Here is a 12,826-nt window from a genome sequence, read left to right on the forward strand (position 1 = left end):
TTATCCTCATAGAATTATTATCCTCATCTTTTCATTACAAGGATTAAAAATAAGATATCTGTGTAAAAAGATGAGGATAACGTACCTAGCGTATGCCGCAAAGTCTGGCCAATTCGTCTTCATCATCCAGCCAAAGTTCCTTTTCCACAGATAAAGATTGATCTTTAGGTTCCATTGCCTTTCTCATCATGTCAATGGACGGAGTTGCGTAAATTCGAGTTGTCTGCGTTGAAGAATGTCCTAGTATTCTTGAAATAAGTTCAAGTTCTACACCATCCTGGTATAAGTTTGTGGCACGGGTTCTACGAAACATATGAGGATAGATCTGTTTTGGCAGATTGGGATGTTCCGCTCGAATCATATCCGCATATTTGTTGATTATTCTGGCGATATTTCCAGCCGACATTCTATCTGTTCTGCCTTTCATACTTGTATAAAATAGAGACACCTCTTTTGGGTCAGATTTATGATAAAGGTTCAGATATTGTTGTAAATGGCTGACAGTCCTCTCTGTAATTACAACGATACGTTCTTTATCACCTTTTCCGTGCACACTGATATAGGCTGGTGAAGCTGACAGATTTAAAGAGGATGTATCTAGCGCCAGTAATTCAGATACCCGGATGGCAGAATCATAGAGAAGGATCATAATGGTCCTGTCACGCATACCTGTTTTTGTTCTTGGTGGTGCAAAAAGCAGTGCTGAAAAGTCAGCCTCATGAATGATTTCACGGGTAATCTTCGGTTCTCTGATTCGGGGTATTTTTGATGCCATTAATGCAATTGACTGCATGGAGATTTCTCCATCTGCCACATACCATAAGTATGATTTGATGGCAGCCATGCGATTATTGCATGATGATTCCGTGTGTTCCGATGACAAATATGAAAGATAATCTAGCAACAGATCCCGTGTGCAGTCTTCAAATTTAAAAGTACGAATGGAAAGCCCCCGTTCTTTTGTGAGATAACAGCGAAACACGGTAAGTGCATCTTTATAAGTTTTAATGGTTCTTTCGCTTTTTACTGCTTGCTTTGGCAGGTATACATTCAGATATTCACAGGTCTGAGAAAAGAACAACGTTTTATTCAAAGATATCGTCTTCATGGTCTGCTACCTCCGGAATAATCATTTTTGATTTATTATCTTTTACTCTCACGAGATTAAACGCAGCATCGATCTGATGGTAATAATAAAAGGTATCTTCTACACTGGAGTGTCCCAGGTATTTACTCAGATATGGAAGCATCGAATCAAGCGGAATGTCTTCTTTCATCCACTGATTCATCCGCTTCACAACAAAAGTATGCCGCAGACTGTGTACCGTTGGCTTGTTCGGACAGATGCCGGCAAAGCTTGTGGAATTCCATGCAAGATTAAAACGTCTGTCAATGATTCCAACAGTCAAAAGATTATCCATCTCCCGTGCAGGAAAAAACCATTCTGATGCATCGGGGTGTGAACTTGGCATCTGTTCTGCATACTGAAGACATAATTCACGTAAATCCTCAGGAAGATATACAATCCGGTCCTTGTTACCCTTGCTGCATCTAATGATCAGAATACCTTCTTTGAGGCTTACATCCTGCTTTTTAAGCTTTCGGGCTTCAGAAACCCGAAGACCGCAGCAAAGTAACAGTCTGAATATCACTCGATATTCCATGGCAAGCCGGTGAAACGAAGGGATCTTACTATCTGGTATATAAAGATCAATCTGTTCAAACAATTCCATGATCTCCGGATCACTCATAACATGTGCCAGCCGCTGTTTTCCTCGAAATTTCTGTGAAGGTATATATGCGTTTTTACCCATGGATAAAAGATATAGGCTGAACTGCCGAATTACAGATGCCCTTCCTGCTGTTGTCACAGCACAGTTTCCGTCATAACAAGCGAGCCAGTCATTTACCAGATCTTTTGTAATCTCTGGATTACAGAGTTGCCGACCGGAGCAAAAAACATCGAACTGATGAAGTATGTATTCAGCACTTTCATATAGAAATCCGTTTTGGTGTTTGGTCTGAATAAATATATCCAGATCTGATGCAAAGCAGCTGTAAAAAGACTTTTTCATAGCATCAGACCTCCTCTCTGCAAAGATTCAGATCCGCTAATGAAAGTGGACACATCCTCATGCGGTCTTCATCCATGGAAAGGTACTTCATAACACTGGTAGGATCCCGATGACCCAGCGTATCCATAACCCGGCCAGCACCGTATCCATTGCGAAGAACATTTGTTGCAAAGGTACGTCTGGTGACATGAAAACCACCTGTTGTAGCGCTGCGTTCTGGAAGAATACTCCAAAGTGCGATGGTACATGTTTTGTTCGTCAGCTTTCCATAAGGCGCCTTGTGACGAATGAATACATACTTGGAATCGACAGAAGGTCTGCCATGTTTTAGGTAGTTATAAATCGCATTGCCAACTTCCACCGGCATGGGGAGAGTAAGGGAAACTTTTGTTTTCTCCTGAATAATTGTGATGCTTTTTTCTGACCAGTTGATATCCTGAAATTTTAAGTTAATGACATCACTGGCTCGGAATCCCATTTTTATACCGGTCATTACCACAGCAATTCTTCGCAGTGATATCGGATCATCATGTACTTTTCGGTATTCATCAATCCGCCGGCATTGATCATGCGAAAGAATATCTATCAGTTTTTCACCAGAAGCACAGCCTGCATCAATACACAAATGCAGATGTTTGTTTGTGACTTTTCTCTGTTCCTCAAGAAATATGACAAACTGCCTGATCACAACAAAACTTCCGGATTTTCCCCTGAATGTACGATGCTTGTCCTGCAGGCAGAAACTCTGCAATAATTCGGGTGTAAGTCCACTGAAACAATCCAATCCCCTGTCAATGAGATAATTACACAGTCGGATGCAGGGATATCGGTATGACCGTATTGTTCCTTGTGCATGGAACTCCTTCCCGATCATTGCCAGATATCCTCCGATCTGAGAAACACACCATTCAGGCAGAAGATCCAAGCAGGATTTCTTATAAGTGAACTTTTCTTCCGGAATAATGCCACCAAACTGCGTATACTGGTCAAACAACATAAGCATCCTTCTCCATGATTTCCAATCTTTTAACAGAAGATGCTGGATCTCTGAAAACCATACACTGACGATATGTGGGTGATATCCAAGCTGATGAATTTCGAGAAAAAGATATAAAATATGCAGGGCATGCTTTGCGGTTTTCAAGGCAGTATTAGCGTAATAATGAGCTTCTAATGTATCAATAAAACAATCTATTGCGGTAAGTATATCTTCAGTTGGAAACTCCAGACTTTCTATGCGGTAAGTTATGATCTGCTCAGATGAGGGAGAAGAAAAGGAATCTAACATTCCAACATAGGGAGCATTCTTATCATGAAGATAAAGATAAAAACCAGCCGGGCATTTCTGTTTATGATACATAAACTCAAAGAACCGCCTTGCATGTCCAAGATAAACCGCCCTATTCTTTTCTGAATTGCAAAAATCCGAATGATAATAGTCAATGATATCCCCATATGTAATCTTACTGACGGATCTTTTGCCACAGTCTTCAAAATAAATCAGCATGCCGGCAAGGTAATTCCGGGCAAGTTCCCATGATCTTGCCGAGTAACGGTTCTTACAGGATGAAAGATATTCATCTAATTCAGTCCTCATCTGGCAATTCAGACGCTCATAAGTTGAGCGGTTGAGGTATAAATGACGGTCTGCTACCGTTCCGGTATTGTACATTTCATAAAGCTGATACATGTACTGATTCCAGATGCTTCCAAGCTGCCGGTCTTTTTCATTCCTAACCATGGCTATCCATTCCGATATGGCCTGCGGATTCCATTGCAGTTTCCACTCCTGCATAAAGAGCAGGAATTCGGCATAGCATTTTTTATGAGATAACACGCTGCTGGAACACACCTTACGTTCATTAAGGAATAACATCATGCAGTTAACAGTTTCATCGTATGATTTCATAGAACCACCTCCTATATTTGATGGTTCTATTGTGACACATGAGCAGGTACGTTATCCTCATCTTTTTACACAGATATCTTATTTTTAATCCTTGTAATGAAAAGATGAGGATAATAATTCTATGAGGATAAGCCACATTATCCAAACATTAAGATAATGTGGGTATACCGATATGCGAAAAGCGATAGATGGTCTCTGTGCTATCATTTTGGACCAGCTGAAAACCGAACCAGATGGCCGCTCTATCTATCTTTTTTGCGGTAAGAGATGCGACCGCATCAAAGTCTTGCTTCGAGAGCCTGATGGTTTCGTTTTGCTTTACCGGAAATCCGTTCCTACTCCGAAGAAGAATCTTAAGCCTAAGCCTTCTCTGAAAGAACAGTTTGATGGCATTCCTATCAGGCAGGACGCGGTGGACATTCTCACCGATGAAGCAGTTCACTTTCAAGGCTTTTCCTATTACTTATACATATCAATATCCATTGTTATCTCAATGTTATAGCTTTCTTTATTTCTTCGAATTAATAAACGCATGTCTTCACATGATTTTGTATTCAAGAACTTATCAATCGCATTATTCGACTTTTCAATGCTATTTTTGACATATTTCACTGTAACATATTGTGTATTTCCACCAAAATGTGTTTCGGATACTATTTCTACAACGTACCCTTGATCTGTTCTTGCTTGCGCTTTTTTCTTGAAGCTCCAGACTTTCCAGATTCTCACAATCGTTCTCCGTACTCTGCTCATTCAGGTTCCGGTTCTGATGTTATATGCATTTGAGATTGCATCTCTGCAATAATATTCTTAATTGCCTCAAAAAGTCTTCTAAGGCTATATAGCTTCTTCTTGGTAATATTGTGCCTGTGCTTCCCAAAGCCTATAATAAATTCCATTTTTATCCCATACTAGTTCTTCGTGGCTTCCCCGCTGCGTAATCTTTCCTTGATCCAAAACAACAATTTCCTTACAAAATCGGCACGATGAAAGGCGGTGAGATATAAACAAAGCAGTTTTATTTCCTACCATATTCCTGAAGCCAGCATATATTTCATATTCTGAAATGGGATCAAGAGCAGCTGTTGGTTCATCCAGCACCACAAAAGGAGCATTCTTATACAGTGCTCTCGCAAGCGCAACCTTCTGAGCCTCACCCCCTGATAGCTCGACTCCAATCTCTTCCATTTCTCTGTAAAGAGGTGTATCATAACGATAATTCATTTTTTTCAGCCTTTCACCAAAACCTGCTTTTTCAAGGCAATCCTTGGCTCTATCTACATCATAAGAAACGTTACCAGATAAATTCGACCCTAATGAGAGTGGAAGCAATTTAAAATCTTGGAATACAACTGAAAACAACGTAAGATACTCATTATAATCATATTCCCGAATATCCACTCCATTTAAAAAAATAGCACCACTTGTTGGTTCATACAAGCGACACAGCAATTTAATTAATGTTGATTTACCACTTCCATTTTTTCCCACAATAGCAATCTGATTCCCATGATGTAACTTCAAATATATGTGCGAAAGCACCTCATGCTCATCTGATGGATAATGAAATGACACATCCTTTAATTCAATCACCAGATTGTCTATGTCATTGGGAACTTTAAACTTTCCCTTTTCTAGCACTTCTGGAAGCTCCAAGTACGAAAAACTGCTCTGCATCCTTTCAGCATTAACCATGATTTCACTGAAACTTTTAGCTAAACTTTTTATACTTTCTGAAAAACGAAAAATGGCAGAAGCAAATAACACTACAGAACCTATACCTACTCTCCCATTAATGGCTTGAATAACAACAAACATATATGCACCGCCTAAAAGGAGAGCTGAAATTGTACCATCTACCGCTCCAGCAATTGCTTCAAGCTTTGAAACTTCTAGAACCATCTTATCTTTCTTCTCTTCCTTCAAGGCACTTTTAATCAGTGGTTTTGCACCATAAATACGAATATCTTTACCTTCTCGATACGTAATACCTCCTCTCTGTAAATAGTTGCTTCTCCCTGAGCCAAAGTCAAATTTTTCCCTAACCATAAGTTCTCTTTCTGCTGTACTTTTCTGAAACCATGTAGAAAAAAATGTAAGAATTAATGCATAACATAAAAAAATAAAAACTCCAAATCCTTGATATAATCTACCATTTATAAAAATAGGAATAATCAATACCACAGCTATTAAGAACCCAAAAAAGCCACTTAAGCATCCTTGCAGCTGAGGTATCATACCATAAATTCCCCCTCCCCAATTTCGATCATTTTGAATTTTAGCCCTCAAATTATTTACCTTTTCACTATCCAACTGTTGGAAGTCCATTGTTAATGTTTTTTCTCCATAGAGGCCATCCATTTTATCATTACAATTTTCGGTGCCTGGCCAAAAGCCGTAATACAATTTCCCTCTTGCTAAATTCATCAAGAATAATAATATTACGGCGAACATAGTAGCTAACAGCAATTTTGAAATTGGATACTGCTCACCTAACCTGTCTACAAGATAAGAAATCAACACAATTGGTACATAAGGTATCATCGCCTCTAAAGCCGATTCAAAGAAAATTATTGGTAATATGTAAACATCAAACTTATGAATCTGATATATGCATTTTTTTAAATTTAAATAATCCTTAACCAGCTTCACACGACTTCCTCCTTATTTTTATGATAATACAGACTTTGTAAGTGGTACATTTGCGCATACGATTCACAATTTTTAAGTAAGTCTTTATGACTTCCGTTAGCTATCACCCTCCCATCCTCCAACAGTACAATTCGATCGCAAAAACGGGTACTCGCTAATCTGTGTGAAATATAGATTGTAGTTTTTTCACTAGAAAGTCGATCAAACTGCTCATAGGTTTCACTTTCAGCAATTGGGTCCAATGATGCAGTCGGTTCATCAAAAATCATAATAGGGGTATCTTTATATAAAGCTCTCGCCATAAACAATTTTTGCAACTGCCCTCCAGATAATATCGCCCCATCTTTCTGCGTTATATGTAGCATCATTTGGTCTATACCTTTTTCAAAGCCTTCCACTTCTTTCAATAATCCTACTGTATTTAAACACTTAATAACCTTTTCGCGGTTTGTATCTTTTATAACCTTAAGAGAAACATTTTCAGCAACAGTAAATGGAAATATAGCTGCATCTTGGAATACCGGAGCTATTATACTATACAAATCTTCTTTTTTATATTGTCTAATATTCGTTCCATTAATCAAAATTCTTCCCTCAACCGGATGATATAGTCCACATAAAAGTTTTACCAACGTAGATTTTCCTGCTCCATTTACACCCACAAGCGCAAGTTTTTCACCGTTCGATATGGTCAGATTCAAATGATCCAAAATAAGCTTCCCAGGATTATAATAAAAAGTAACATTTTGAAATATTATTTCAATGCCATCTCCTCTTTTAGGTATTTCTACCGCCGATTCAGGTTCAGGAGTGTCTGTTTTATCCAAATAAGCCCTCATCCTATCTAGTGGCGGAACAGCCTGCATCATCAGTCCAAAGCTCTGTGAAACCTGTGTTATCAAGCTGGAAAAGCATGCAATTGCGCTTGATATTAAAACAAAATTACCTAGTGAGATTCTTCCATTTACTGTAGCCCAAATTAGATAACAATAAGAAATTCCGTCTCTTATAAATAATGTAGCTGCTTCTACAAATGCTGCATATGAATAATGCTGTTGAACATCTTTTCTAAGCCTATAATGTAATTCACGGTAATAGTTAAAAATCTGCAAAATCCACCCTGACATGTCATAAAGGCGTACATCTTTCCCCATCCTGCTATCAGAAGCATAGGAAAGCATGTTACTCCGGCGTCTCTGAAGTTGACTTCGTTCATCTATACGAGATTGCTCGTGAAGCTGTGCACGACGCATCGCATAGAAATTAAATGCAGATATGACAATTAACAACACTAATATCCACAAATTTAACGAAACTATAATATGTCCATAGAGAAAAAAGCTAAATATACTGGCGAATAGTTTAATCATTCCACTTAACATAAGTGTGGTTGCAGACCATGGCCCCCAATCCACACTCATCTGTTTTGCTTCTTCATATTTATCCTGCCATTCAGGACTTTCTACATGACTATATTCACAATCTAGCGTTGTACAAAAAAGTTTTTCCCTGTAAAAATTTCTTACAGCATTCAAAAGCATCGTTTTTCCTCTTGAAGCCATATTCCCAAGCGCCTGTGACACGATCATAATCGCAGTAAATGAACCAATAACCAATATAGTTCTATGTATATCTTCCTTCTGTGCAACAAAATCCACTCCTAGTTTCGGTATATACATACTAACATATGGCGTTATTACTGTACATATTGCTTCCATAATCATAAATAAAAGCAGCTTGCGATTTGTCTTTAGAATTTCATGCAAAAGGTAGAGCTGATGATCCAACAAAGAATATTTTTTCTCTAACTTTTTTAGCATCCTCTTTTCTCCTAAATTCTTTATTTCATTCTTTACAAAAAATAAATTATAGCTCTTCCTGCATTGGTACATTATGCAGAACCCATCAGACGATTTTTTTGTCACAAGCATGCGAATAGAGAATATGAATGATTCCGTTATTAATATCGATATAAACATAAGGATGATTCATTATTACATTCCAGTTATTTATCAAACCTGATTCGTTCCAGAGGGATTTTTGCGTTCCTCCGTTTGATTGAGATGATTACCTTTACATAATGGCAGGAGTTATATAAAATTGTTATTAATACAATTTATTATCTGTTGTTTACAATTTTTACTTCTTTAATAGACGATTACTCCTTTTAAACCAAAAATCAGTAAAATAACAGAATAAAAATACTTCAAAACTCTTTTCTGCCCATGCTTTCCAAAATAAAGGAGAAAGTTTATGCTTCATAAAAAATTTTTTTGTCTCTGGTAATTGGGATATACTTTCCTTTTTTCTAGAAAATTGCAATAATAATGTAAAATAAAAAATACAGCACTCTTGATAGCCTTCACTTGAATAATTTGCAGCAATTATATTTAAAGTTTTAGTTGCAGGTACAATAATATCCATGGAAGTTCCTTTTTTATATGAAGCAGAATTCTTCCTATGCAAATAATTATATAGCTGTTTAGGGATAAAACTAACTGCTTTAGCTTCAAGCAATAATAAAGGAATCATTTGTATATCTTCAAATAAAATTCCAAGAGAAAATCTATAATTTCTAAACACTTTTTTCTTATATAATTTCCCCCACATTTCCCACATTTTATATCTTTTTGTGATTAATTGTATCTTATCTTTATCATTTTCTATAATTTCAACGGATGACGTATCAATAATTATATTTTCATTTCTATCGCTTTCAAAAACATTATTCTTTAAAGCAATTGCTATTTCCACGTTTCCTGATATATTATTCAACATTTCACTTATAAAGTTCTCCTCTATCCAATCATCACAATCAACAAATGTAATGTAGTTACCCTTTGCTATATCTAAACCTATATTCCTTGAGTAGGGTAATCCATTATTATTTTGATGTACCACCTTAATTCTCTGATCTGACTCTCCAAACTTATCGCATATTAGTCCCGATGTATCCATTGAACCATCATCTATAAGTATAATATCAAGTTTTTTATAGGATTGATATATTATTGAAGTCAAGCATTTCTCCAAATATTTTTCGCAATTATACACATTTACGATAACACTTACTAAATTTTCTTCAGTATTCATATCATCCCTCATTCCGCCTGGTTTTTATTTATCGCAATATAAAAAGAAAATTCTTACACACATCCATAGTCATATTCCCCTTCGAAATGATAACTAATACCGTATACCGCATGAATTTTTTATAAATTTTTAATCATTTGATCAAGGTTCAAAGCTGTTATTCTTTGTTTCACGATATATAAACTGAATATTCTTGTTTCACGAATCCAGTCTTCCGATAGATGGAAACCAACTTAATTCTGCTAAACTATCTGTCACATATTATTGAATAAATTATCAATTCCTTGCCGCTATTGCGGTGCTTAGTAGCCTTAATGATTTATTCAGTAACAAGTAGTCTTAATTAAGCAGATTGAATTTCTTAAAAATACGTTTTCCAAAGTCCGGACAACTGGAGTAATCACCTCCGAAGTATTAAAAAACATTATAAGTAAGATTGAGAATCACCTGAATCTTAATTTTAGAAATATAAGCTTCAATTAATCTATTCACCTTTTATCAGTTTTAAGTCTAAGCTATAGACTTATTCCATTTTCTGACATAATTTTTCTGGCACTTAAAAGAGAATCAACACCTTCTTTATTTTTGATAGGTGCAAATTCTTTATTTCTAATAACCTCATATGCAAGACAGTTATCTAACATATGGATCATATCCAACACTAAAGTTTCGAATTTGTAACCATTTGGTTTTTCTGGTTTTACAATTTTTTCTTCATCATTTATATAATCAATTTTTTTCTCCACCATATGAATTGGCATATTATCAAAAGTATTTTGTTCAATGGCCTCTATATTAAATAAATAATTTAAAATAACACCATAATTATACTTATAATTTCCATTTTTATCCTTATCATATAGCATTTCATTTGTCATTTCATAATATTCGATTATAGAAGGTTTCCCATCCTCTAAACAAAGAACCCCTACTTTTTCTTCTGGACTGACTTTGCTCACTACTTTAGATCCAGATACGCAATTATGAATAATAGTAGCGCCTACAAAATATGGATCGGCAATTTTTTGCATAACATTATCTACAGAAAATATATTAAGCCATTCAACTCCGTCTTCTTTCAATTGAGTAAGAACACCGGCTTTTTCAAGTGATGTAAACCATCCACCATTTCCATTCGGAGACAATGCAACTTTGTACTTTTCTTCAAGAAATATCTTTCCATTAAAATCAATTGCTGGTGCCATTTCTTGAATAAAAAATGTAATATATTTTTTATTATATCCAAAATAATTATGCTGCTTAAAAAAATCTTGTGTATCTTTATTATTATTAAAGCTAGTCATAATTGCTAGATGAATCCATCTATTCGTTATCTTTACCACTTCTAATAAATTATTAATTAATATCTCAAATAAATATAGTTCTTTTGTTATACCAACATTCAAAGTTCCTTTAGGTTTATCGAAACCAAGTCTAGTACCTTGTCCACCTGCTAATAATATAGCACCTACTTTACCTCTTTTAAGTACATCAATTCCTGTATTAAAGTAAACTTCTTTATTCTGTTCAATTTCATCAATGCTAACCACATTAATTGGTTCAATATTACCTTTTTTAGCAATTATATTTTTTTTAGAATAATTATCTAAAATACTAAAATCTATTAAATTTACTTGGTTAATCAAGCATTCTTTCTCTTCCTCATTTATATCATTAAAATACCTTAATAAATGTAGTTGATTATACTTTTTGAGTTGTTCATAAAATTCATTATTCTTCATGATTTTTCTCCTTTATAATATAAAGATATTAGTTTCTTTAAATTTTACTATACTAAATTTTTAATGTCTATATAATAGCTCTTATCTTCTGACCATCAAAACAATTTTACCATATAAAATTTTCTAACATTTCAGCTAATGCAGTTTCAAAATTATATGTAAGTTTCCAACCCTTTAATTTTATCTTCGTAATATCTGCACATTCATATTGACCTTCTTGAAGACGATTTTCATAACTACTAAATTCAATATTTAAATTTTTATGAGTTATTTTTTCAAATACAGCAATTATTTGGCCTATACTTAACCCAATCCCACTTCCCACATTATATATATTTAAGCCAGTTTCAGGATTTTCAATTAACAATAAAATTGCCATAATAATATCATAAATATAAATATAATCTCGTTTGCTATTATCATTGCAAACAAAAATCTTTTCACCATACATACTAGATATTAGTTTTGGTATTAAAAACTTATTATTCTGTTTCAAGCCAAACGCATTAAAAATTCTAGTTATGATCACTGCTTTATTAGGATTAATATTTGAGTATAATTGAATTAACTGTTCAACTTGAAGCTTATACATGCCCATCCAAGTTGAAGGATTAGTCGGATTACTTTCAGAAATAGGAATTTCCATGTTGCATTTCTCATAAACTTTTCCACTAGATGCAAAATAAAGAATATTGATATTATTAACTTCGCATACTCTTAGAATATTGATTATACCTTGTATGCTGCAATCAAATGCTCGATAAGGATTATCCATTATATCATAATAAGAAGTAATACTAGCCAGGTGTATCAAAGCATCACATCCATATGAATATTTTAATAAACAATCAAAATTAAATATATCTCCTGAGACATATTCTATATTTTTCCCACAAATAAAATCTTCTCTCATATGGCTCCTTGAAAACGCAATTATCTCATGCTCCAAATCTGCCATAGCATTTAACAAGTTTTGACCAATAAAACCTCTTGCACCTGTTACTAATATTTTCATTTTATCCTCTCCTCGGTATCACAAATAATTCAATACTAGTACAATGTTTTTGAATTAACCACCAAAACTATACACTGATCTCATCCATCTTGTATTTCCACCGTGGAACAACCGGTGCAGCGTTGACTTCATCCATATACTGATAGATGCGATCTACCAGTTCCTGTTTGGTTTGAACTCTTATGCCACGCAGGCATACACGAGCAAATTTACCAAAGAACGCTTCTATCATATTGAGCCAAGAGCCGTGTTTTGGTGTAAATACAAATAGGAACCTTCCGGGCCTTGTTGCAAGATACTCCCTGGTTTTCTTGGATGTATGGACTGTATGATTGTCCAG

Annotated in this window: 9 protein-coding genes and 1 pseudogene; 1 reads left to right on the forward strand and 9 read right to left on the reverse strand. The window is 35.2% G+C overall.

Features of this window, described 5'->3' with window-relative positions; all coding sequences use genetic code 11:
* Positions 1 to 85: 85 nt before the first annotated feature.
* From BUB77_RS28665 to BUB77_RS28675, 3 genes are read right to left on the reverse strand one after another with little or no spacing between them, the layout of a single operon-like run.
* Complete coding sequence (locus BUB77_RS28665) at positions 86 to 1,108, reverse strand: tyrosine-type recombinase/integrase (RefSeq protein WP_073280580.1); 1,023 nt, start codon at positions 1,106 to 1,108, stop codon at positions 86 to 88.
* Positions 1,086 to 2,075, reverse strand: coding sequence for a tyrosine-type recombinase/integrase (locus tag BUB77_RS28670; RefSeq protein ID WP_073280579.1), 990 nt, complete (start codon positions 2,073 to 2,075; stop codon positions 1,086 to 1,088). The genes BUB77_RS28665 and BUB77_RS28670 overlap by 23 nt, the downstream gene beginning before the upstream one ends.
* A 4-nt stretch (positions 2,076 to 2,079) precedes the next feature.
* Positions 2,080 to 3,984, reverse strand: coding sequence for a tyrosine-type recombinase/integrase (locus BUB77_RS28675; protein ID WP_073280578.1), 1,905 nt, complete (start codon positions 3,982 to 3,984; stop codon positions 2,080 to 2,082).
* Positions 3,985 to 4,153: 169 nt separating this feature from the next.
* Here BUB77_RS28675 and tnpB point away from each other — a divergent pair.
* Positions 4,154 to 4,486 (forward strand): annotated as a pseudogene (tnpB, locus tag BUB77_RS28680) (IS66 family insertion sequence element accessory protein TnpB); the annotation flags it as partial.
* Between the two features lie 335 nt (positions 4,487 to 4,821).
* Here the strand turns inward: tnpB and BUB77_RS28685 are convergent.
* From BUB77_RS28685 to BUB77_RS28710, 6 genes are all read right to left on the reverse strand, one after another.
* On the reverse strand, positions 4,822 to 6,636 hold the full coding sequence (locus BUB77_RS28685) for an ABC transporter ATP-binding protein (RefSeq protein WP_073280592.1): 1,815 nt from the start codon (positions 6,634 to 6,636) through the stop codon (positions 4,822 to 4,824).
* Positions 6,633 to 8,456, reverse strand: coding sequence for an ABC transporter ATP-binding protein (locus tag BUB77_RS28690; RefSeq protein ID WP_073280593.1), 1,824 nt, complete (start codon positions 8,454 to 8,456; stop codon positions 6,633 to 6,635). The genes BUB77_RS28685 and BUB77_RS28690 overlap by 4 nt, the downstream gene beginning before the upstream one ends.
* A gap of 319 nt (positions 8,457 to 8,775) precedes the next feature.
* Positions 8,776 to 9,729, reverse strand: a complete 954-nt coding sequence (locus BUB77_RS28695; RefSeq protein ID WP_073280594.1) for a glycosyltransferase family 2 protein — start codon at positions 9,727 to 9,729, stop codon at positions 8,776 to 8,778.
* A 515-nt stretch (positions 9,730 to 10,244) separates the two neighbouring features.
* The gene (locus tag BUB77_RS28700; protein ID WP_073280595.1) at positions 10,245 to 11,471 is read right to left on the reverse strand and encodes a UTP--glucose-1-phosphate uridylyltransferase; all 1,227 of its coding nucleotides are present in this window, start codon (positions 11,469 to 11,471) and stop codon (positions 10,245 to 10,247) included.
* A 106-nt stretch (positions 11,472 to 11,577) separates the two neighbouring features.
* Positions 11,578 to 12,486: an NAD-dependent epimerase/dehydratase family protein gene (locus tag BUB77_RS28705; protein ID WP_073280596.1), complete on the reverse strand. Its 909-nt coding sequence runs from the start codon at positions 12,484 to 12,486 to the stop codon at positions 11,578 to 11,580.
* Positions 12,487 to 12,553: 67 nt separating this feature from the next.
* The coding region (locus BUB77_RS28710) for a transposase (RefSeq protein WP_170866787.1) at positions 12,554 to 12,826 on the reverse strand (273 nt) is incomplete at its 5' end.

The sequence above is a fragment of the Anaerocolumna jejuensis DSM 15929 genome (assembly GCF_900142215.1).
In the GTDB taxonomy this organism is placed as follows: domain Bacteria; phylum Bacillota; class Clostridia; order Lachnospirales; family Lachnospiraceae; genus Anaerocolumna; species Anaerocolumna jejuensis.